The following is a 22,757-nucleotide window of genomic DNA, read 5'->3' as shown; positions in this document are numbered from 1 at the left end:
ATCGATCATCGGTGACTCAAGATCCTTCGCGCTGCGCGATCGACCATCCTAGGAGCGGGCCAACAGATTCAACGGGCGATCGCTCTCTTGCAAGTTAGATTCCAAATCCGCAATCAGGCGAGGATCGTGCTGCTCCAGCAGTTGGGTGGCGGCGCTGGCCTGGAGCGGCTGGGCCAGCCAATAGCCCTGAATGTAGGTGCAACCCAGATTCGCCAGCCAAACCAGTTGCTCAGCGGTTTCCACCCCCTCCGCGATCGTGTCCATGCCCAACTGTTCCGCCAGGGTGATGATGGCGCGGACGATCGCTTGGGTGTTGTCGCGCCCACCCAGTTGGGAAATGAAGGATTGATCGATTTTGAGCACATCCAACGGGAACCGATGCAGATAGCTGAGGGAGGAGTAGCCCGTGCCGAAGTCATCGAGACAAAGGACGATCTGGCGCGATCGCAGCTCATACATGGTGGCCGCTGCCAGATCGGAATTGTCGGCGATGGTGGTTTCCGTTAGCTCCAACTTCAGAGTTCCGGGATTGATGCCGGTGCGGGTCAAGACCTGATCAATTTGCTCCATCAGGTCAAGGCGGGAAAATTGCTTGGCAGAAAGATTGACGGCCATTTGCAAATGGCCCAATTCTGGGAAAAGCTGTTGCCACTCCCGAAGCTGATAGCAGGCGCGATAGAGCGTCCACAGGCCAAGGGTGATGATCAGGCCCGTTTCTTCGGCGATCGCAATGAACCGATCGGGAGCAATGGGCCCCAACTCCGGGTGATGCCAACGCAACAGGGCTTCAAAACACTGAATTTCGCCCGTGCGGGCCTCGGCGATCGGTTGATAGCGCAAGCTAAAGGGCATGGGCACTTCGGGGTGACCAGCCCGATCGATGCCCATGTCTTCAATTTGGGCGATCGCCCGGCGCAGGTCATGCTCTAGGCGCAGGGTGGTGAGCACCTGTTGGTGAACGGCCCGATCAAACACCTCATGGCGCGATCGCATGGCCTTGGCCCGGCGCATGAAAATATCCGCATCCCGCAACAGCAGCTCTGCGCAGTCATATTCTCGAGATCCCAGAGCAATGCCAATGCTGACGCTGGTGAAAATCTCCTGGCTGCCCAAGGTCACCGGCCGCGCCAAGGAACGATGGATCGATTCGGCCACCTGTTCCGCTTGGGCCCGGGTGGTCACATCTTGCAGCAAAATCGCAAATTCATCGCCATCCAACCGGGCGATCGAATCGGTGGGCCGCAAACAGCGCCGCAATCGGTGGGCGATCGCCACCAACAGTTCATCCCCCGCTTGATGGCCCAGGCTGTCGTTAATTACCTTGAAGCGATCGATATCCACAAACAGGATCGCAAAGCCCCCCTGTTCGGTCACTTGCATCACGCGAATGGTTTTGGCCAACTCTTCCATCAAAAAGGTGCGGTTGGGCAACCCGGTGAGTCGATCGTGCAGGGCGTTGTAGCGTAATTGCGATTCGGCCCGCTCCCGCTCCTGAATTTCCTGTTGCAGTTGTTGCACCGCCGCCCGCAACTTCAGGGTGCGCTGTTCCACCAGGCTTTCAATTTGCATGTTGAAGCTGGCCAGCTTCACATCGCTTTGGTGGCGCAAGATGGTGCAGCCAATGCCCGCAGCCGCCAACCGCAGCAAGTTGCATTCCGCATCCGTCCAGAGCCGATCGGTTCGGCAGCGATCGAACCCCAAGAACCCCCAAAATTCCCCTTGCAAAATCATGGGCAGCATCAAAACCCCATGAACTGTCTGCCCATGCCAAAAGCTGCGATAGGCATAGTTGGCGGGCAAATCTTGCAGCCGGAAATTCAACACCCGATCGGTGCTGAGGTATTCGTGCCAACTGGGGTCTAAATCTTTGTAGGCAATGTTTTGCAGCTCCAAATGCTCCATCTGCAACGTCAGCCCAGCGCGCGTCCATTCCCAACGCTGGCTGGTGAGCAGCTCGCCCGTCACGGGGTGGGGATGGTTCCGAAACACATAGGCGCGATCGGCCTGGGTCATGCTGCCCAACACTTGCAGGGTTTGGGTAATGGCCCGATCGCCATCGGGCAACAACATCAAACAGCGCATGGCTTCCCCCACCGCCAGCGCCGTCGCATCCCGCTGCTCCAAATCCTGTTCCGCCAGGCGCAAGGCCTTGGCCAAGGTGGGTTCCAACCGTTCGTCTAGCCCCTCAATCAGCAGCAGGGGTTCCCCGTGATCCGGCAACGTCAACCGCGAACAAAGACAGGGCAGCGACACCAGCTCCCCTTGGCGATAAAACGTCCAATGTTCAGTCCAGGTCTGCCGCTTGCTGAGGGCTTGCTGAATTCGCTCTAGGCGCATCCGCACTTGCTCATGGCGGCCATGCTGGGCATGTTTCACCCAGGCCCGCAGGCTCGATCGGCTCCAAAGTTCGCTCCCCGATCGATTGGCCCAGTGGAGCCGCATAGCGAACAGATCAATCACCCAAATGGGCGAAGTCAGTTGATCCAGTAGTTGCAGGGGTGGCGGAGTCAAGATTGAACTAGTGCGAAGGGGATTAAACGCTTCCGTCATGGATCCGCAAAGATAGTGAGCTAGGAGACGTAGACCAACCTAGAGACCCTGATCACCTTCAAGACCGGTAGCGGGGCGATTGAGTCTAATCCCTATCCCCACACCAAACAGCAGGCTATCCGCCCTTTGTGGGTGGGCCGCAGATCCAGATTCCACAGCCAATTTTGGGTCAGGGGGTTTAGACCTGTCCAAATCCTAGCCAACCGATTCGACAAAGTACGGAAAAGTACGGAGATAACCCAAGAAATCTTGGGAAAACTGCCGAAATCAACAGCGATCAACCGCAAGGGCGCGTCCGAAACTTCACGGAGCGAGGCATTCCGATGGGATCCAAAGGAAATAGATACACCTTCAGCAAGAGTAGATGGGCAACCGTAGAACAGGTTCGCGTTGCTGGCGACGGCTTCAGCCTTGGCGCAATGCTGTTTTATCTTTAGCCGATCGATCTGCCATTTGTCGATTGCTTTTGAGGATGAACGGGGGTTCCCCTCTATCCTGTCAAGGGAGTTTATACCGCTGTGTGATCGGCTGCCAAATTTCTTGTGATCTTTTTGAGCATGGGGGTTGATCTGAGGTAGGCCAATGCCTGATCACAAGCCAAAACTGTCTCCTTGGTCGGTTATGGCGATCGATTCCCTCGCCTACCCCGATCGATGCTAATTCGGTATTGATTGGGTGCGCTGGATTTGGCGAAAATTTTCAGGATTGCGGCAACAGAATTCGTCCGAATTGAGGGGAACGATTCTGAGATCGCGTTGAAATCTTGGAGAAACCGGATCGCGATCGCGCCAGGTTCAGTCCAAAAAATCAGCCACCCACCGTTAGCCCCCCAAAAGCGAGCCGCCAGTCAAGCCCAACGCTTAACTCAAAACTCAGCCCAATCTTCAATCTCCAATTGGCCTCCCAATAAAGCCCCGAATTGAACTCAGCAATCAACTGGGTCATTAACCCAGCAATCGCACTGATCAACCAACCTCACGACTAACTCCCATTGCCAAAAATGTCTAATTGGGCAATGGGCGGCTCTGAGGGGCTGTTTAGCTCATTAGATGTTTTTGAGTGAGTCCGAGGGCCAGTTTGGGCGGTTTTGCGCAGACCTACGGCGATTTTCGAGTGTTTTTCAATTTGGGCCATGATTTCGCGGGCCCGGGCGATCGTGCTGGGGGGCAACCCGGCCAGGCGGGCCGCTTCGATGCCGTAGGAGCGATCGGCTCCGCCCGGTTGCACCTGATGCAAAAACACAATGCGATCGGGCAATTCCTTGACGGCCACTTGGTAGTTAGCCACGTTGTCGAGGAGGGTGGCCAGTTCGTTTAGCTCGTGGTAGTGGGTGGCAAAGATCGATCGAGCGCGCAGTTCGCTGGCCAAATATTCCGCCACAGACCAGGCGATCGCCAGGCCATCAAAGGTGGCCGTTCCGCGGCCAATTTCATCGAGTAAGACTAGGGATCGATCGGTGGCGTGGTTGAGAATATTGGCCGTTTCGTTCATTTCCACCATGAAGGTCGATTGCCCGGTGGCCAAGTCATCCACCGCCCCCACCCGGGTAAAGATCCGATCGCAAATTCCCAAATGGGCCGCCTGGGCTGGCACGTAGGATCCCACCTGGGCCATGAGCTGAATCAGGCCCACTTGCCGCAAATAGCAACTTTTGCCGCTGGCGTTGGGCCCCGTCAGCACCACTAAATCGGGCAAAGGAGGCGGCACTGAATCGGGCGATCGATGAGCGGGATTCGGTGGTTGATCCGGCGGTTCAGGCAATGTATTAATTGATACCTCCAAGTTGGCGATTGCTGGCGCATCTTGCTCGCTCCTCGCCCGATCGCCCGATGGCTCATACCCCAATTGGGTCGAGTTGGGCACAAAGAACCCTTCCGGTAAGGATTGTTCAACCACCGGGTGGCGACCCTGCTGAATCTCGATCGTGCGGCCTTGATCAATCACGGGTCGGCAATAGCCCCGGGCGATCGCCAGTTCGGCGAAATTGGTCAACACATCGATCGCCGCCACCGCCAGGGCCACCTTGCGAATTTGATCCGCCAGTTCCCCCGTGGCCGATCGCAACTCACAGAAAATCTCGTATTCCAATCGGTTCAAATCTTCACGGGCCGACAAAATTCGCGCTTCCCGTTCCTTCAGCTCTGGGGTGATGTAGCGCTCTTCGTTCACGAGGGTTTGCTTGCGGATATAGTCCTCGGGCACGAGATCCACCTTGGCCCGGGACACACCAATGAAGTAGCCAAAGGTTTTGTTGTAGCCCACCTTCAGGGTGTGGATGCCGGTGCGTTGCCGCTCGATCGCCTCCAGGTTGGCCAGCCAGTCCCGATCGCCCGCCGACTGTTGGCGCATGGTGTCCAAGGCATGGTTCACGCCATCCCGAACGAGGCCGCCTTCGGTGACGGACAGGGGCGGCTCATCAATCAAATGGCTGCGGAGACGATCGCCCAGTTGCTCCAGGGCCGACGGCACCTGTTGCAACACGCGGAAATAGGGCGATCGGCCCCCGCCCACCACCTGGGCCAGCTCCGGCAACCGGCCCAGGGAATCCGCCAAGGCCACCAAATCCCGGGCGTTGGCCGTGCCCGCGCCGGCCCGCCCCGCCAACCGCTCCAGGTCATACATTTCCCGCAGCAGCCGTTGCAGATCCTGGCGCAAGTCGGGCTGGTCAATCAGTTCCCCGATCGCCCCTTGGCGGGCCCGAATTCCATCCAAATCCAGCAAGGGTTGCAGCAACCAACGACGCAAAGCCCGACCGCCCATGGCCGTTACGGTGCGATCGAGCGCCCACAGTAGCGATCCAGTCAGGGTGCCATCGCGCACGGTTTGGACAATTTCCAAATTCCGGCGGGTTTGGTAATCCAGAATTAAATAGTCTGTAATTTCGTAAGTTTTGAGCAGTTGCAGCGGAATTTCCCGGGTTTGGTCTTCGGAACTGGGATGGGTTTCCGTGAGGTAGGTCAACAGCCCGCCCGCCGCCCGAGCCGCCAAGGGCCGCCGATCACAGCCCACCCCTTCCAGCGATCGCAGCCGGAAGCGATCGAGCAACCGTTGCCTTGCTTCCGCCAGCCCAAACCGCGATTGGGGCCGCAGGGCATAGCAAAACTGGCCAGGCAACCAATCGGGAAAATCCCGCCCCTTCAGGTGCGATCGACTCTCGCCCGGCCGCAACAGCCCCACCAGATCCAGCGCATTCACCGGCACCAACACTTCCGACGGACTCAGGCGCAACAGCTCTTGCACCAAGGGATCCGGCTCTTCCCCTTGGGTGGCCCAAAATTCCCCGGTGGAAATGTCCGCGTAGGCCAAGCCCCAATGGCGACGCTCCAGCACGATCGCCGCCAAAAAGTTATTTTTGCGGGCCGCCAACATGCCCTCTTCGAGCACCGTCCCCGGCGTGAGAATTCGGGTCACCTCCCGTCGCACCAACCCCTGAGCTTCGGCCGCATCCTGGGTTTGGTCACAGAGGGCCACCGCATAGCCCTTTTCCACCAGTTGGGCCGCATAGCGCTCGATCGCATGGTGCGGCACACCGGCCATGGGCACGCGCCCAATATCTTTGCCGCCCTCCTTGGAGGTGAGCACCAACTCCAGCACCTCCGCGATCGTGCAGGCATCCTGGAAAAAGGTCTCGAAAAAGTCGCCCACCCGATAGAGCAACAGGGCTTGGGGATGTTGTTCTTTGACCGAGACATAGTGCTGCATCATCGGCGTGAGCTGATCGCGGTTCAGCGGCCGATAGTCAGCATTGGGAATCTCGCGCGGCGTGGCAGAGGCACTCATATGGCCAAAGGAGTCTTTCGGAGTCTTTCATAGTATCGGGCAACGGTTGGTCGTGGGGGCTTCAGCCCGCCCAGCGCACCGGTTGAAACCGGCCCTGCGAACCGATCGATCGCCTGAGCTAGCATGGCCAGGACAAGCTTGGCTCCGTTGAACCAGCTCTTGAACCAGCTCTTGAACCAGCCCTTGGACTCAGCCTCCGGCATCAAGCAACGGTTCAAGATGACTGTTCAAGACCACGATTCAACGACCAGCTCTCAACTATCAGCAAGCAGGAGGAAACCACCATGGGCCGGGCGATCGAGCGAAGTTGTGTGGCAACAGCGATCGGGGTTGTGGTCTTGGGCGGTGCGCCCGCTTGGGCCCTGTCGGCCAGCCAGCGATCGGGCGATGCGGGCCCCAGCGTGGTGCGCTTGCAACGACAACTGAAAACCCTGGGTAATTATGGCGGCCCCCTCAATGGCCAGTTTGATAACACCACGGCCGCCGCCCTAGAAGCTTTCCAGCGATCGCGGGGTCTCTATACCAAGGGGGCAGTGGACATTGTGACGAAGCGATCGCTCCTGGAAGCCACGGGGGCTGATTTAACCTTGGTGGCGAATTTGCAACCGGGCGATCGGGGCCCCAGCACCACAGAACTGCAACGGCTCCTGAATCGGTTGGGCTTTTTGGCCGCCGAACCCACTGGGTATTTTGACAGCCCCACTCGCCAAGCCCTGGAACGGTTTCAGCAATCCCTGAACCTGTCAAGCACGGGTCATGTGGACTTGGCCACCATGCAGGCCCTGCGCGATCGGGCAGGCACCGACAGTGGCCAAGGAACCCCGGCCCGGCCCAACCGCCCGACCACCAGCCAACCGGCCATAGCCAGCAATGGTCTGGGGCCCGGCCAGCGGAGCGCCGCCGTTCGGCAACTGCAAACTCGCTTGCGCCAGTTGGGCTTTTTCAAAACCACGCCCACGGGGTTCTATGGGCCAATCACTAGCCGGGCGGTGCGAGCATTCCAACAGGCGGCGGGGTTGACCGCCACGGGCCGGGCAACGCCGGAAACCCTACGGGCGATCGAAACCCGGCTGGCGGCCCAACCGGCAAATCCCCGATCGACCAATGCCCGATCGACCAACACGCCACCCACCGATCGCCAAGCAGTCAGCCCGCGATCAACCCAGCCCACCCCAGCCCAACCGGCCACCCCGGTCAACCCGCCCGATCGGCCGCCCATTCGGCCCCTCAATCCCGATTACCAAGCCTTGAAGCCCGGTGACAGCGGCGATCGGGTCACGGCTCTTCAAGATCAGTTGCGAGCCTTGGGATTCCTCAAAGCCCGCAGCACCGGATTCTACGGCGACATCACCCAAGCGGCCGTCACCGCCTTCCAGCGATCGCGCCAATTACCTGCCACGGGCCAAGCCAGCCCCGCCACCCTGCGGGCCCTGTTTGGGGTCTCCAACGGCAGCCAACCCAGCCCTAGCCCCAACTCGGCAACGCCAGCCCGCGCCGTCCCTGCCTTCCAGTCCCCTCGGCCCACCGCTGCCCCGCGAGCCGTTCCCAACAGCAGCCCCCGGGCCCAGCGATCGCCCAGTGCCCGCAACGATGATCGGTGGCTGATGCCGGGCGATCGAGGGGTGCGGGTCACGGCCCTGCAACAGCGCCTGGCCGCCCTCGGTCTCCTGGGGTTCGATCGGGTGAATGGGGTTTACGACAACCTCACCGCCCAGGCCGTCATCAACTTCCAGCGATCGCGACGACTCAGCCCCACCGGCATTGCTGATCTGACCACCCAACGGGCCATGGGCCTGCTTTGAATCAGCCTGCTTTGAAGTTGCCGCCTCACGCGATCGCCCCATCCTCCCCCTGGCTCCGTGCCCCATGGAACTCCCTGAACCCCCGTCTCGGCCTCGCGCCCTCCCCCTCTGGCTGGAATGGACGATCGTTAGCAGCCTCGTGGCCGGAACCGTTGGCTTTGAACAACATCACCTGGCCTCCTGGCCCCAGTTTCCTTGGCTGCCCTGGTTGGGGCCCTTGCTGGGTGCGCCCTTTGTGGGGCTGGCCCAAGGTTTTGTGCTGCGATCGCACCTGCGCCGGGGCAAGGCTTGGGCCAAGGCCAGCGCGATCGGCCTCTGGGTGGGTCTGTCGGTGGGTGGCCTGATGATCTGGTTGGCGCAGCGGTCGCCATCGGGCAATTTCTCAATTCTGCTAGCGGCCTTCCCGATCGCCGCCGCCATCCAAGGAGCTTTCCAAGCGCCCGTCCTGCGATCGCGCGTCCAGCATCCCAACCGCTGGATTTTGATCTGTGCCCTGGCCTGGTTCGTGAACCTTTTCCCCATGTTGGTTTTTGGGGCCATGAGCCTGGACTGGCTGGAGGGCGCAATTGTCCCTGCGAGCTACACCCTGCTGAATGGTCTCCTGAGTGGGGCGATCGTGGGGTTAATTCGGGGCGTTGGCCTCAGCCTGCTGCTCTATCCCCCATCCCCCCGGCAGCCGGCCCAATCGTCCGGATCTTGACGGAGCGATCGCCCGAAGAAGGCAGCCCATAGCAACGCCCCCCAGAACAGCCCCAGAATCGTTTTGAACACTTTCTAGACAATTCCTAGAAAATTTTTTCTGAAACCCTTGACAAATCAAAAAACTCTTGGCATTCTACTAAAGCGTCAAACGCAAGCGGGTGTAGCTCAGTGGTAGAGCGTCACCTTGCCAAGGTGAATGTCGCGCGTTCGAATCGCGTCACCCGCTTTTTTTAAGACCGAAAAAGCTTCGAGAGCGGCTGGTTAGTAACATCTAATCAGTCGCTTTTGTTGATCGGGAGCCTTGCGATGTTATTGCCCCAAGCCATTCGCGATTACGTCAAAGCCCAGTTCCCGATCGAGCAGCAAGAAACCGTGCTGGGAATTTTGGTGAACTATCCCCAAGACCCGGCCGCCACAGCCCACACGGAGCAAGTGTTGATGGCGGCGTTGACCCTGGCGGGTAGCAACTTGGGACAGTTGAAGGCCTATGTGGAAGTGGCGATCGAGGATGAGGCGGAACTGTTGGGTTGGGCCGCAGCAGCAGGAATGCACCCCTAATCGGTTCTCTTGACAGGGCGTAAGTAGCCCTCGATCGCGAAGTCTTGGCCCACCGATCGCCAGGTGATCCGCTCCAGGGCGATCGCGTCGCCCATTTGCGTTAGCCCCAAATCGCCCACCGGGGACGGAGCCGCCACCCCGCCAACAATTTTGGGCGCGATAAACGCCAGGATTTTTTGCACCGATCCATCGGCGATCGCCTGGGCCGACAGGGCCCCGCCACATTCCCACAACACCGATAGAAATTGCCGCTGATTCAGCACCTCGATCGCCCGGGCCGGCGACAGATCCGGCACTTCTTGCACTTCCACGCCCCGATCGCGCAACCAAGCCTGCATTTCCGGATTTGCGCCCGGCAAAGTTAGCACCAAAGTTGGCGCTTCCGACGGCTCCCACAGGTGCAAAATTCGACCATCGGCCGTAGTTTGGGGCAACTCCAGCCGCCGGGTCATCACCACCCGCAGCGGATCGTGACTGTCTAGGCCGTGGCTAGTGAGTTTGGGGTTATCGCGCCGCACCGTGTTGCCCCCCACAATCACCGCATCACAACCGGCCCGCAAACGATGCACCTCCGCCCGGGCCTGCTCATCGGTCACCCAAGCGCTGTGGCCGTGGGTGGTGGCGATTTTGCCATCGAGGGTCATGGCATATTTCAAAATGCCCAGGGGCCGACCCTGCTGAATGCGATAAAAAAACGGCTCATTCAGCCGATCGCACGCGGCCCGTTCCACCCCCACCAGGGTTTCAATGCCCGCCGCATTCAACGTGGCAATGCCTTGGCCCGCCACCTGGGGGTTCGGATCCACCGTCCCAATCACCACCTTAGCCACGCCCGCTTCCACCAGCGCCTTGGAACAGGGCGGCGTGCGGCCGTAGTGATTGCAGGGTTCAAGGCTGACATACACCGTGGCTCCCCGCGCCCGATCGCCCGCGGCCCGCAAGGCAAACACCTCCGCATGGGGCTGGCCCGCGCCGGGGTGGAACCCTTCGCCCACCACTTCCGTACCCTGCACAATCACGCTACCCACCATTGGGTTTGGGGCCGTGCGCCCCAGGGCCTGACGGGCCAACTCCAAACAACGGCGCATCATTGCCCGATCGAACTCGGTGGCAGCGGGGGCATCGACGGCGACAAACTCAAACATAGGACGAGACAGGAGCAAGGGCGATCGCGATCGAAGCCGCGATTCTTTCAACCAAATGGTAAAGGCAGAGGCCCATCCACCCTCCAAAATTGCCCAATTCTGTTCTGAAGTGCCTTACCCGTCCGCTGGTCGATCGGGATCGATGCCCAGGGCGCGTAACTGTTCCGCGAGGCGATCGGCTCGTTGGCGTTCCTGTTCAGCCCGTTGGCGTTCTTCCTCAGCCCGTTGGGTGGCGGCTTCGGCACGCGATCGCTCGTTCAACAGTTGCTCGCCCAATTCCGCATAGGTCAAAAAGGGCTGGCCGTTGGGCTGAAACAGATTCAGGCTGGTTTCGGTGAATTCAAAACGGATGCCCAAGCGTGGACTCACCCAATTTTCCATGGACTCGATCGGGGTCAGCCAGGGTGTCGGCGCTTCCCCGCGCAAAAACCCACTGAGTTCATGGCGATCGGGGTCATAAATGTAATATTCCTCGACTCCGTGGCGATCGTAAAACGTCTGTTTTTTCAGCATTTCTGCGAGTCGATTGCCGGGCGACAAAATCTCAAAAACCACCTGCGGGGCGATGTTTCCTTCGCGCCACTGCATATAGGAACCCCGATCGCCCTTGGCCACCCCAAAGACGACCATCACATCGGGCGCTTGGCGGGTTTTGTTGTCGCCTTCCACGGGATACCAAAGCAAGTCGCCGGCCACAAACACTTGATCATTCTGGGCAAAAATCCAATCCAGATTGCCTTGAATGACGGAAATCCAGCGAAATTGTTGGGTGTTATCTGCGATCGGTTGGCCGTCGCTGTCGGGATAGATCACCGCTGGGGAAGCTTGCGGATCCAGTTGAGCAATCATCGGGTGGGCCTCGCGGGTGTTGCGGTTGCGGTTTGGGCCGTGGCTCCCATTGTGTCGATTCGGGTTGGGTGGAGCCTCAGGAAATTCGCGGTTGATGCACCGATTCGGCGGGCATTTGTTGCACGATTGCCATGGTTTTGATGCTAACGGTGCAAACGCGCTGGATCAAATCGATCGCCCGTTCTTTGTAGTCGGCAAAGCGATAGGTGTTGAACAATTCGCGAATGGTGGGATCTTTGGGCGTTTTTTCTTTGTGTTGATCCAAGACCCATTCGATCGCGCTGCGGTTGCCGAGTTTGTAGTCCCAAGCGATCGGGGGAATGTTGCTGAGGGTGGTGAGCCGATCGATTTGAATGGTTCCCTTTGCTTTGTCGGCTTTTAGTTTGGGTGGGTTGGTTTTGTCGTCGGGGGGCAGGTCGGCGCGATCGAGCGGGTAGGGTTCGATCGTTTCGTAGTTGATGTGCCAATCCATCAGGTCGCGGCCCCAGTTTGCCCATTGCCAAAAGTCTTCGTAAAGGGGCAGTCGGGGAAAGTCGCGTTTGAGGTTAATTTCGTATTTTTGCCGATAGGCGGGATGGTGCAAAACGGCGTAGGTGTAATGAAAAATATCTTCCTTTTGAATCAGTCGATCGCCCCCATGCTTCTGGGGCAAGGGGTTTAAACCCCTTGTCTGTTCCGGTACGCCGTCGTTGGGGGGCAAGGGGCTTAAGCCCCTTGTCTGGGTGGGTTGGGGTAAGGTTGCAATCATGCTCTTGAGGGAAAGGTAATCGGGTTCCTGTCCCTTTTCCCATGCATCAATTAAGGACTGTCCCCAACGATCGCTATGTTTATAGGCGTTGTTTTGGATGTATTCGATCGCTCCTTGAATATCTGCTTCAGATACAAGGTTTTCGCGATTAAATTTCTGTGCCCAAATACCCACCCCTGGCTCTAGTTGGCGAGCTTTTTTAAATTCAGACGAAGTGTATCCCTTCAGTTTGCGAACTGATTCATTCAATGTTTTTTCATCGGGTGCTGACATGACCAAGTGGACATGATCAGGCAGAACGTTGAAAGTTTGAACTGCTAATGAGTAGCGTTGAGCAGCCTCAATGATTTTCTGAGCAATCAAGACTCGATCAGCCGCATCGAAAATGAATGGTTCGCCACGCTTGACGTGATAGGCAACCATTCGCTCTGAAAGTCGTGCATTGTGGGTTACGAAAGTCACAAGCCAGTAATACAATTCACCACTATCAGTGACCTGATCAACATCATGGGGCAAGGGGTTTAAACCCCTTGTCTGTTTCGGTGCGCCATCGTTGGGGGGCAAGGGGCTTAAGCCCCTTGTCTGGGTGAGTGCGCTGCTACTGGGTCTGACCTGCTCCGATGCGCTGTCGTTGGGGGGCAAGGGGCTTAAGCCCCTTGTCTGGGTGGGCTGGGATTGGTAGTGATCGCGGAATTGTTGCAGCGCCCAATCGGTGATGTTTTCGCTGCGATTGCCGTCGCGATCGTAGGTGTAAAGCGGTAGACATTGAGCCGCAGTTCCTACCAAGTGCAAATCAGGTACAGAATCAGTTGATGTGACCATGAAAGGAGATTGAGTCCCAGCATCAGTTGCGCTGATAATCTTATTTTCAGAATTCACACTTGGATATAAGTTAAATACTTGATAAATCATTCCATTAAAATGTTTATCAAAGTAAAAATATTTTTTAGAGAAAGAACGCCAAGCACCGATGCGAACAGAATCTTTTGCAAATTTCTTGACGATGCCAGCAGACAAGTATTTTTCGGTTTCACGATCCCATTTCATATCAAGAGATTCGCGGCGTTTGCCAGTTTTTAGGCGCTCTTGATAAGCAGCGATCATATATTTGACTTTCTGCTCAAGATGTTCACGCGAGAAATCATAAACCCACTCATCTCGCTGGGTTGCAACACCTCGTGAAAATAGACGAAAGATCGCTTGATCGCCCCGACCGGCCTTCACTTCCTTATCCACCAACGGCAACAACTGATCAAAATCGTTATCCGTCTGATTAATCCAGTTTTGTTTCGCATCGGGCTTAATCCGCACCATCTCGGACTTGGCCAGCAACTCCAGTGAGCTTTCAGCCAAAAACCGCAACTTTTCCTTAGCCGTCGCCATCTCCGGTTGATCAACATAAAAGATTTTGCATCCCGTCACCTCAGACAAGGGGCTTAAGCCCCTTGCCCCCTCACGACTGCGTACCGGATCAGATAAGGAGCTTAAGCCCCTTGCCCCCGAGTTAGGAAGTTTCACACAAAAGGAGATCGCCACACCCGCTTGAATCCCAAAAACATTGTGTGTCGTGCCCGAAAGCTTCGGATTTTCCCGAACATCACCACCCAAATCAATCAAATAAATATAATCAAACTCTTCTGAACAACACTTCCGAAACCCATCAAAAGCCCGAGAGTTAATAAACGATCGATTCGTAATAAATGCAATAATTCCCTGCCCGCGCAGACGGTCTACTGCCCAGCGATAAAACCGCACATACATATCGTAAACAGCAGTTTGTAGTTGTGCTGTCCCTTTTTTGATGTAGGTTTCCTTAACTCGTTGATCAATTTCCTTGTAAGGACGATTCGGATTACGGAGATTAAAATTTTCCTGCCAAGCGTTATAGGGCGGATTGCCAATAATCACCGTCAAATCTTCCGCATTTTGCCGCCGAATCCGTTCCGTGTTTTCCACCGAAATCGAAAACAGATCCTTTTGCTCCTCCTTCAGCCCCGCATGATCCAACGTATCCAAAAAACAAATATTGTTAAATTCCTCGTAGTTTCCCGTTTTCTGCTGATAGCAATATTCAATATTCAGGTTTGCAATGTAGTACGGCAAAATCGCCACCTCATTGCAAAACAAATCCTCGCGATATTTTTGCTCCAGCGTTGGTGGCGATAAATATTCAATCAACTCCGTAATAAACGTCCCCGTCCCCGTCGCCGGATCGAGAATCTTCACCCCTAGCTCTGACAAATACCGATTGAAGTGTTTCTCTAGTAGGTGATCCGTTCCCTCGATCATGAACTTCACAATCTCCGACGGCGTGTAGACAATCCCCAGCCGATCGGCCGCCTTCGGGTTATAGGCCTTATAGAAATTCTCGTAAACCGACTTCAGAAACTCTTGCTTCTCGTGATGATCCGAGATCGCCGCCGATCGCTGCCGAATGATTCCGTAATAGTGGTCGATCGACTTCAGCACATTTCGCCGCAACCCACCCGTAAAAAACGTGTCCACCACCGATTGCACTTGCCGCGCAATGTTGTTATCCCGGTGAAATTGCGCGTCATTAAACACATTCAGGAAAATATCCTCAGACAAAATATGCTGAATCAAAATTTCCTGAATATCAAATAGCGTAATTTGTGGATTAATTGAGGTTTTACAGGTTTCCCAAAACCGATCGCGTAACTCCAAAAATCGCTGATTGCTGGTTTCTTCTTGGGCGATCGTCTCCCGCAACACCTCCACAATTTGCGGCAAATCCTCCCGAAACTTCTCGATCGCCTGCCGGAATCCCTTCACCTCCGGCCGCTCATAATCCAAAAACTGATTCAGGCAACGATCCAACGCCGCCGCATCCGCTAATTCAATCCGAAAGGCTTCCTCACCGCTTTGAATGAGAACCGCCTTTTCGGTATTTTCAAATAAAATATTGTCGTCGGGATAGCCCTTTTCAAATTTGGCCGCAATTTCCCGATCTAAATCATCCTTGGTGTCCTTCGCTTCCCAGTAGCCCAAATCGAACCGCAGGGCATTTTTCACCACCCCATCAAACTTGATGATGTTGCCTCGGGCTGTGCGAGTCGCAATTTCTTCCACCAATCGATAGTTACGCGGCCGGCAATAACTATCCAGCAAATTGGCAAAGGATTGTCGCAAATTGCCTTCATTACTCTGCCCGCCATATTGCTTGCGCTCGGCCAAATCCGCATAGTAGCGATCGATGAGCAAGCGCGACATATCCCAATCTCCCAGCCAAAATGCGGACATCCCACCCGCAAAGATCCTGATTTTTTGTATCACATTTCAGGAAGCCGTAGTGCATGGGAGAACGCTTGGCGCAAACCAACCCTTTTGCCTCATCTCCCCTGCACCGCAATCGATCGATCAAACCACCCCTTTCCCCAGGTCTGTTGAATCCAGAACCGTTGATTAACCCCTATCGATCGTTTGAGCGATCGGCGAGGGGCGATCGGGCACGGGTCATCACGCCCGTGGCTTGGCTGTTCATGCGCACGGCCCGGGCAGCGGCTTGGGACAGGGTGTTCACCTCGTGCAAAAGGCGCTCCGGGTCGAACTTTTCTCCCAGCACCACATCCACTGTCAGATTGGGATGATCGACCAAAATCGGTGAGGCCTCGGCGCGATCGCCCAACAGCAGCACTTGCACTCGGGGCGCTTGGCGGCGCAATCCGGCCACCACTTCCCAACCATCCATGCCCGGCAGCCGCAAACTGACGATCACCACCTGGGGTTGCAACACATCCAATTGGGACAAGGCGATCGCCCCGTCTGGAGTCCAAACCACTTGATACCCAGCCGCCATCAGCAACTCACAAACGGCGATCGCCCGCTCCTCCTGAGCATCAATGAGGATCACCGAGCCTGACGGCCGCCAATCTACCGGTTCTTCCACATGGGGGACGACGGGTTGCTCGATGGTGGGGGCTTGGGAGGGAATTCCCACCGTGAAAGTCGATCCCCGATCGGGCAAAGAATCCACCTCAATCCAACCCTTGTGCAGATCCACTAACTGCTTGGTCAGGGCCAAGCCCAACCCCAAGCCGTCGTAGACCCGCCCGTAGGACGGATCGAACTGATGAAACATCTCAAAGAGTTGCGGAATCCAATCCTCAGGAATGCCGATGCCCGTGTCTTCCACTTGCAACATCAACAGGTCTTGTTCTCGCCAAACCCGCACGATCGCCTGGCCACCCTCGGGTGTGAACTTGATTGCATTGCCCAACAGATTCCCAAGAATTTGCCGCACACGATGACAATCGGCCGAAAAGCGATCGTCCTTCGCCAAAATTTGCACTTCCAGCAGCAGTTCAACACCGCGCTCAATGGCATGGGGCCGCTCGCCATTCACCACCGAGTAAACCAATTGGGTAATTGAAAAATCGCTGACACTCAACACGGTGCGCCCGGCTTCCACCTGCGACATTTCCAGCAAGTCTTCAATTAGCTTCAGCAAATGCTCGCCGCTGTCATGGATGGTTTGCAAATAGTCGCGCTGTTTTTGGTTCAGTTGCCCAAAAGACCAGCGCAACAGGGTAGCCGACAGACCAATCACACAGGTTAGGGGGGTGCGCAGCTCGTGGCTGATGGTGGCTAAAAATTCACTCTTAGCCCGAGCGGCCGACTTGGCCGCCAGCAGGGCTTCCTGCAAAACCCGCGTTTGGGTGTTGATTTGCTGACCGAGGGTTTGTTGTTGCTGCTGCAAGGTGGCATCCAGATGGGCAGCCCGCACGGCCACGGCCAACCCCTGGGCGATTTGTTGGGCTAGGCTCACTTCTTCGGGAGTCCAAAGCCGGGCCCGATCGCACTGATGGAGCACCAAAAATCCCCATAACCCCACCGAGCCACGCATGGGAGCCAAAATCGGCACGGCCAGTTGGGCCCGCGCCGCCCGATCGCGCCCCCCATCGTTCACAATCCAGGTTTCCTGTTCCTGCGATCGCCATTGGGGTTCAAAGTCATCCACAAAGCAGCGATCGGCCCCCTCATAGAGCACCGAAGCCACCTGGTCGTCCAAACGCGCTTCATAGGTCACGCAATCGCGAGTCATTTGCCAGTTGGGATCCTCCCAAGGGGAAGGCATCCCCGCCGCCTGATCCGCCTGTCGCCAGAGCCGAATGGACTGTAACCGCGCCTGAAATTGATAGATCAACGCTCGATCGACCCGTAAGCCCTGACAGAGGGTTTGCAAGGCGCGGTCAATCACCACGGGCAATTCCTGTTCCTGAACAATCCCCACCAGCAAATCAATCAGGTGGCGATCGCCCTCCCCAACCCGAGGCGCAGGGGCATTGGTTAACAAAGGAGCGGTTAGGGCCTGCGTCCAAGTGGCCAGCCATCGCACCAATACGGCCGACTGGAGCGACGCATTGGCCTTATGCCAGCCCTGGGGGATTTTCAGCAATCCCCGTTCCTTCATCAGGGCTTGAATGGCCCGGCGATCGTCCGTCAGCCGCAGGTGATAGATCCCCGGATGGAGCGTGGTTTGATCTAAGCCCTGGCGTAGGGTTTGGTGAGTGGTGATTGCTGGATCCTCGATCGGTCCGCGGCCGCTGGCTTTGTGGCCGCGGCCCCGCCCCCGGCGCATCGATAATTCCGGCGCTTCTGTTGCCATCCCGGTTGGATCCTCGCCCTCGCTCGATCGCTCCATGGTCAACAACCAAGCCAGTCCCGGCCCCGTCACCAGGGCAAAAGCGGGCTGTTGTCGCTTCCCGATCGTCGCGTCCCCTTCTGTAGCGATCGCCCCGGATTCCGGCAAATTGCCTAATTCCTGGAGACAATCCAACGTTGACTGCCAGAGCAGCGATCGCACCTGTTGACAGCCCTCCGCCGTCAAGGTCCATTGCAGTGATTGCGCAAACGAGCCACTCATGATCGGTACGCTGGCAGACAGCGTTCTAGGGGATGGCAGAAACTCCCAAATTCAACGTAGATTTGCGTAAATTCAGGCAGCCTGTAACGGATAAACGGTTCAACCTCAATCACCAAATTCAGCCACACCATTCAGATTGTCATGACACATTTGACCGTTGTTTGAGGCGTTGACAACTGGGATCGTCCCGGCAGTGAAAGCTTAATGGCAGCCAACTGATCCAGAACTTGATTCCGGCAGATACGGGGTCAAAGTGAAACAGTGCGCTAACTCGTCCTAACTAGAGGTTTTCTCAATGGGGCTAGGGAATGAGAATTGTTTTGAAATCACTCACTCAACCCAAAGCCGCCGAAAAATACCTTTTTTCCTGGTAGCCAACACGAAATAGGGCCAAGGGCATTGACAAAAACATCAAGAGAGAATCGCCAAAAAGATGAGAAATGCCCTGTAGTCGCCTCTTTGACCAGTAGCAACGATCACGAAGCCCAATGGCGGATGGAGCCATCCCGAATCAATATTCTCTATTTGAGTAATTCTAAGATAGTCAATTTACGAGGAAATTAATCTAAAAAGTTTCTGGATTCTAATTCTGTCATTGAATCAGGCTCTTCCAAATTCAATCCGGATCACTTAAGGAATGAAAGATTCTGAAATCATGACAAAAATTTTATTCAAGAAATGGGCAATCAGTGTGACTTTTTTGAGGTTTTCCAACTAAATTTCAAGATTATTCTCAAGATCCACAAGGTTATTCATGTAGTTTTCAACAAAAGAAAGGTTCAAAACTTTTTGAAACGAAACAAAACATTACAATTAATCACCGCAATCAATACCTGTGATCAGTTTTTCAAGAAAATCTAACTCAGAAGCTCAATTAATCTCAGGTTAACGACATGATAATTGCAGATTTATTTCGTAGCAATGGTGCATCAGAATCGGTAAATGATGCATTGATGGCGTATTAATTGCATATCAATTTCAGATTAATTTCAGATTAATTTCAGATCAACGACGCAGCCCCAACAGGGTAGCAACGTGGTAATGGCGGAGGAATTGGGGAGAAGTTGTGGAGAAATTGTGGAGAAATACGTAATTAATGCGTAATTTAGGATGGCGTTGAGGTCTTTTTGAGTTGGGTTCTTTCATGGAACCAGTGGATTTGTTGTGGCTGGGAGGATTGGCGTTGGGGACAGTGGGCCTCTGTGCCAGTCAGGGCTTGGGGCTAACGCAGGCTTGGGGCCGGGCGATCGGGCGGGCCCTGTTGCAACTCACGGCGGTGGGCAGTTTGTTGGCCTTGGTTTGGGCGGCTCCGTCTCCGGGCAACCTGGCGATCGCCCTGGGGGGATTGTGGGGGCTGGCGGTGGTTTCCGCCCACCAACAGATGGGGCAACGATGGCCCCAACTCTTGCCCTGGCTGTTGGGCGGGCTGTTGGGGGCCGGACTGGTGGCCAGTGTGCCGGTGGTGCTGTTGGTGCTGCGGCCGGGTCAGTGGTTTGAGCCTCGGGTTTGGGTTCCCGTTTGGGCTGTGGTGTTGGGGGCGGCGGCCCATGGGGCGGCGATCGCGGGGGAACAGGTGATGATGGCAGCCCGATCGCACCGCAACGACATTGAACAGCGATTGAGCTTGGGAGCCACGACCCAACAGGCGATCGCCCCCCATCGTCGCGCGGCCCTGCGATCGGCCCTTGTGCCAACCTTGAACGGGTTCACCAGTGCGGGGCTATTCACGTTGCCTGGTTTGGTGAGTGGGGCCCTGCTGGGAGGCATGGATCCCTTGACGGCCGTGTCGGTGCAGCTATTGGTGATGGTGGCGGCGGCGCTGGCTGTCTCCGTTGGTGCGCTGGTGGTGGCCTGGGGGGCTGGTCGTTTGTGTTTTGACCCGATCGCCCAACGATTGCGCTAGAGCGATCGCGCTAGAACGATCGCCCAACGATCGCGCTGGGCCGATTACGCTAGGGCGAATTGAGTCAACTTGTACCAACTTGCGACAAGGGGCGGACTACAAGGAACGGAGTTGCCCCGTGGCGTGGTTAACTTTTGGACGCTTCTTCCTCGGTGGCAGAAACTGCCGGAGCCGAAGCCAAATGGGGCGATCGATCATGACCATAACTCAAGCCCCGCTGAAGCTGATTAAATCGCAACTTCATCGCCAACTCCTCCTGGGGTTTAGTTTCGCGAATCTGCTTCAGGGGCAGCAAAATAATAAATTCACTACCCTGATCCGGCTCAGAGATGCAGCGGAGTTGTCCGCCATGCTGCGTAATAATTTGATGGCTAATGAATAACCCTAGCCCAGCGCCTTGACCAACGGGCTTGGTTGTGAAAAAGGGGTCAAATAATCGCGATTGAACTTGCTTGTCAATGCCTAAGCCGTTGTCGGCAATGGAAATCAAAACCCAGCGGTTTAAATCCACTTTAGTGCGAATTGTGATGGTGGGTTGTAATGGAACCTTAGCGGCCTCAAAGCCTGAGCCATTAGTGTCAAAGGTTTGTAATTTTGATCTCAGTTGCTCTGCAAAGGAAGCCCCTCGATTTCGCCTATTGTTGTTGGTGTTTTTGGCGTTGTTGGTATTATTACTAGTGCTAGCGGTTCCAGAACCCAGGTTGCCGACACCCGCATTTCCCAGGCTCGGTTGGCTCGTCGATTGACTGGAATTTCGGGGGGCTTTCGCAGGTGGGCCGGCGGAGGTTTTCAAGACCGGTGAACGATGGCTTTCCCCATCCATGGGTTCTGAATTACTAAGGTCAATTTCGGTTCCCGGCTCTGCACCCAAAATGACGGGAGCAGTGGTTGAGGCGCTCGGGGCTGAGTCTGCCGGTTTGCCGTGAACTCGTTGATAGTGTTTTTTCATGGTCTCGTCGAGGGAGTCGATCGAGTTCATGAGTAAATGCATAAAAACTTGGTTGAGCTGGCGTGCATAACACTCAACAAGGGGTAATTCGCCATAGACTCGCTCGATCGCAATCGCTGGTCGGAATGAGCGTTCTTCTAAGGCGTGGTCTAAGAGTTCGATCGTGCTGTCAATGCCCGCATGGAGATCCACCGATTTCAAATCCGATTCATCCAATCGCGAAAAATTGCGCAGGGCATTCACAATTCGATAGATCCGATCGGCTCCACGATCGATGGACTGAATCACCCGATCGCTATCTTCCAAAATGAACACTAAATCCATTTCTCGGCTGCGATCTAAAATTTCATCGTAGGCAACGGGATAGTATTTTTGATATAGCCGTACTAGGTCGCAAAGATCCTGTTGATATTTTTTAAGGTGTCGCAAATTACCCTGAATAAAGCTCACGGGATTATTCACTTCATGGGCAATGCCCGCCACCATTTTGCCCAAGCTTTCCATCTTGGCGCTGTGAATCAACTGAGCCTGAGAAGCCCGCAAATCCTGAAGGATTAACTCCAGTTCCATGATGCGAGCGCGATAGGTTTCCCGATCGAGATTTTGAGTGGCCGATTCAATTAAGGCGGCCTCCGCGCGATCGCGCTCATCTAAGTTTTGCAACGCCTGTTGCAGGGCCTGCCAAGCCAGGCTAATGAATCCCAAACTGAGCAGCACCAAAATGCCACCAATGCTCAAGAGTCCATACAAACTATGTTGGTGTAGGGTGCGCGTAATGGTGACTCGGGCGATCGCGCTGGGCTTGCCATATACATCCACTAAGTAGCGATAACCCACCAAATTACGCGATGAATCAGTTACCTCGGTGCGCTGATTTCGTCGGATTTGACCCGAAAAATCAAAGGTTCCATAGAGGGGTAAATTGTTGGAATGACGGCTGACCTTAATTTCCAAAGCCCCCGGCACCAATTGGCTTAAATCTTGAAGCACGCGAGCATCCAGCCGCTGCCCCATCACAAACCAACCATCCACTTGATCCGGCTTTTGCGGATTGGGAATGCTGCAAATGGCAATGCTTAATAAATCATTGTCAATGGCTACCACACCCGCCAACCGCTTTTGGTCTGGGTTTGATTGAAATCCTTTCGGCAAGGATTGCAAAAAATACGCCAGGGTTGTGGAGGGTTCATGATAGCGATCGTTGGCGGTGCTGCCGGATTGATTTGAGACTTGGCGCTCTCGGGCATAGCGAATTTTGCCATCGCGACCCACCACGGCCATGATGGTTAAATCAAAGCTTTGATAATTGGTTGGACTAAAATTATTGCGAATAAAGTCTTCATTGGGCTGCCCTAGAAACCGATGGGTTGCATCCCAATAGCCATAATCACAGGCCGATGGCAAAAGCTGGGCCGATCGCCGGTAAAGTAACCGAGTAAAGCGGTTGGTATGTTCTTCGATGGTTCTTTGTTCGAGGCTGGTGATGGTGTTCAGCAGGACACTCGCCACGCCCGTGTAAAGCAACCCTGATACCAACAAAATGGTCACCACGAGCTGCCGAAAGCCGCGTCGCACCTGCTCACCTTCAGACGAAGCTGATTTCAGCACAGAACTGCCTCAAGATCCTTTTCCATCTTTCCTTCAGAGTTATCACAAATAGAGGGGTCGCAACTTCAATTATTGTTAAATTTTTTCCTCTGAGATCCAATTTAGATAATTTTCTTTCGGGTTAACTCGGTTTTGAATTAATGGTAAATATCTTTGGGAGCAAACTGCCAGGTAGATTGGCCAGCCAGGGGGTGGGCATGGGAACGGCCACGACTCAGGCCCAGTGGGCGGCCAGAGCGAAAAATCAGCCCCGATTCCGGTTGGCCCCCTGCGGTCTCA

At 55.5% G+C, this 22,757-nt stretch carries 11 protein-coding genes and 1 tRNA gene; 5 read left to right on the top strand and 7 right to left on the bottom strand.

Going from position 1 to position 22,757, the window contains the following annotated elements; genetic code table 11:
• Window positions 1-48: 48 nt before the first annotated feature.
• A complete protein-coding gene (locus AC2IAX_RS12860; protein WP_494387832.1) occupies window positions 49-2,550 on the bottom strand; it encodes a putative bifunctional diguanylate cyclase/phosphodiesterase in 2,502 nt (833 codons plus the stop codon).
• 981 nt (window positions 2,551-3,531) lie between these two features.
• Window positions 3,532-6,330 (bottom strand): DNA mismatch repair protein MutS, encoded by a 2,799-nt coding sequence (gene mutS, locus AC2IAX_RS12855; RefSeq protein ID WP_494387831.1) that lies wholly within the window; start codon window positions 6,328-6,330, stop codon window positions 3,532-3,534.
• Window positions 6,331-6,614: 284 nt separating this feature from the next.
• Here mutS and AC2IAX_RS12850 point away from each other — a divergent pair, with 284 nt between their 5' ends.
• From AC2IAX_RS12850 to AC2IAX_RS12835, 4 genes are all read left to right on the top strand, one after another.
• Window positions 6,615-8,132, top strand: coding sequence for a peptidoglycan-binding domain-containing protein (locus AC2IAX_RS12850; RefSeq protein WP_494387830.1), 1,518 nt, complete (start codon window positions 6,615-6,617; stop codon window positions 8,130-8,132).
• A 64-nt stretch (window positions 8,133-8,196) separates the two neighbouring features.
• Window positions 8,197-8,832 (top strand): hypothetical protein, encoded by a 636-nt coding sequence (locus tag AC2IAX_RS12845; protein ID WP_494387829.1) that lies wholly within the window; start codon window positions 8,197-8,199, stop codon window positions 8,830-8,832.
• A gap of 156 nt (window positions 8,833-8,988) precedes the next feature.
• A tRNA-Gly gene (locus AC2IAX_RS12840) sits at window positions 8,989-9,060 on the top strand.
• Between the two features lie 80 nt (window positions 9,061-9,140).
• On the top strand, window positions 9,141-9,392 hold the full coding sequence (locus AC2IAX_RS12835) for a hypothetical protein (protein ID WP_494387828.1): 252 nt from the start codon (window positions 9,141-9,143) through the stop codon (window positions 9,390-9,392).
• Here AC2IAX_RS12835 and ribD read toward each other — a convergent pair.
• The 4 genes from ribD to AC2IAX_RS12815 all read right to left on the bottom strand — a co-directional run bounded on the left by ribD (window position 9,389) and on the right by AC2IAX_RS12815 (window position 18,018).
• The gene (gene ribD, locus AC2IAX_RS12830; RefSeq protein WP_494387827.1) at window positions 9,389-10,537 is read right to left on the bottom strand and encodes a bifunctional diaminohydroxyphosphoribosylaminopyrimidine deaminase/5-amino-6-(5-phosphoribosylamino)uracil reductase RibD; all 1,149 of its coding nucleotides are present in this window, start codon (window positions 10,535-10,537) and stop codon (window positions 9,389-9,391) included. The genes AC2IAX_RS12835 and ribD overlap by 4 nt on opposite strands.
• A gap of 114 nt (window positions 10,538-10,651) precedes the next feature.
• Window positions 10,652-11,386 carry a Uma2 family endonuclease gene (locus AC2IAX_RS12825; RefSeq protein WP_494387826.1) on the bottom strand — a complete coding sequence of 245 codons (735 nt, stop codon included), beginning with the start codon at window positions 11,384-11,386 and terminating at the stop codon, window positions 10,652-10,654.
• 76 nt (window positions 11,387-11,462) lie between these two features.
• A complete protein-coding gene (locus tag AC2IAX_RS12820; RefSeq protein ID WP_494387825.1) occupies window positions 11,463-15,395 on the bottom strand; it encodes a type ISP restriction/modification enzyme in 3,933 nt (1,310 codons plus the stop codon).
• A gap of 169 nt (window positions 15,396-15,564) precedes the next feature.
• Complete coding sequence (locus AC2IAX_RS12815; RefSeq protein ID WP_494387824.1) at window positions 15,565-18,018, bottom strand: hybrid sensor histidine kinase/response regulator; 2,454 nt, start codon at window positions 18,016-18,018, stop codon at window positions 15,565-15,567.
• Between the two features lie 1,144 nt (window positions 18,019-19,162).
• On the opposite strand from AC2IAX_RS12815, the gene AC2IAX_RS12810 reads away from it, so the two are divergent.
• Window positions 19,163-19,921, top strand: a complete 759-nt coding sequence (locus tag AC2IAX_RS12810; RefSeq protein ID WP_494387823.1) for an ABC transporter permease — start codon at window positions 19,163-19,165, stop codon at window positions 19,919-19,921.
• A gap of 127 nt (window positions 19,922-20,048) precedes the next feature.
• Here the strand turns inward: AC2IAX_RS12810 and AC2IAX_RS12805 are convergent, their stop codons facing one another.
• Window positions 20,049-22,478, bottom strand: a complete 2,430-nt coding sequence (locus AC2IAX_RS12805; protein WP_494387822.1) for a CHASE4 domain-containing protein — start codon at window positions 22,476-22,478, stop codon at window positions 20,049-20,051.
• Window positions 22,479-22,757 lie beyond the last annotated feature (279 nt).

Source organism: Limnothrix sp. HT2024 (assembly GCF_059138625.1).
The sequence above is the reverse complement of the archived record's forward strand: the minus strand, read 5'-3'. Positions and strand labels throughout refer to the sequence as shown.

Bases quoted from the DNA above. Each gene is read 5' to 3' on its own strand.
- AC2IAX_RS12810 (WP_494387823.1), top strand. From the start codon at position 19,163: ATGGAACCAGTGGATTTGTTGTGGCTGGGAGGATTGGCGTTGGGGACA.
- AC2IAX_RS12825 (WP_494387826.1), bottom strand. From the start codon at position 11,386: ATGATTGCTCAACTGGATCCGCAAGCTTCCCCAGCGGTGATCTATCCC.
- mutS (WP_494387831.1), bottom strand. From the start codon at position 6,330: ATGAGTGCCTCTGCCACGCCGCGCGAGATTCCCAATGCTGACTATCGG.
- AC2IAX_RS12835 (WP_494387828.1), top strand. From the start codon at position 9,141: ATGTTATTGCCCCAAGCCATTCGCGATTACGTCAAAGCCCAGTTCCCG.
- AC2IAX_RS12845 (WP_494387829.1), top strand. From the start codon at position 8,197: ATGGAACTCCCTGAACCCCCGTCTCGGCCTCGCGCCCTCCCCCTCTGG.
- ribD (WP_494387827.1), bottom strand. From the start codon at position 10,537: ATGTTTGAGTTTGTCGCCGTCGATGCCCCCGCTGCCACCGAGTTCGAT.
- AC2IAX_RS12850 (WP_494387830.1), top strand. From the start codon at position 6,615: ATGGGCCGGGCGATCGAGCGAAGTTGTGTGGCAACAGCGATCGGGGTT.
- AC2IAX_RS12815 (WP_494387824.1), bottom strand. From the start codon at position 18,018: ATGAGTGGCTCGTTTGCGCAATCACTGCAATGGACCTTGACGGCGGAG.
- AC2IAX_RS12820 (WP_494387825.1), bottom strand. From the start codon at position 15,395: ATGTCCGCATTTTGGCTGGGAGATTGGGATATGTCGCGCTTGCTCATC.
- AC2IAX_RS12860 (WP_494387832.1), bottom strand. From the start codon at position 2,550: ATGACGGAAGCGTTTAATCCCCTTCGCACTAGTTCAATCTTGACTCCG.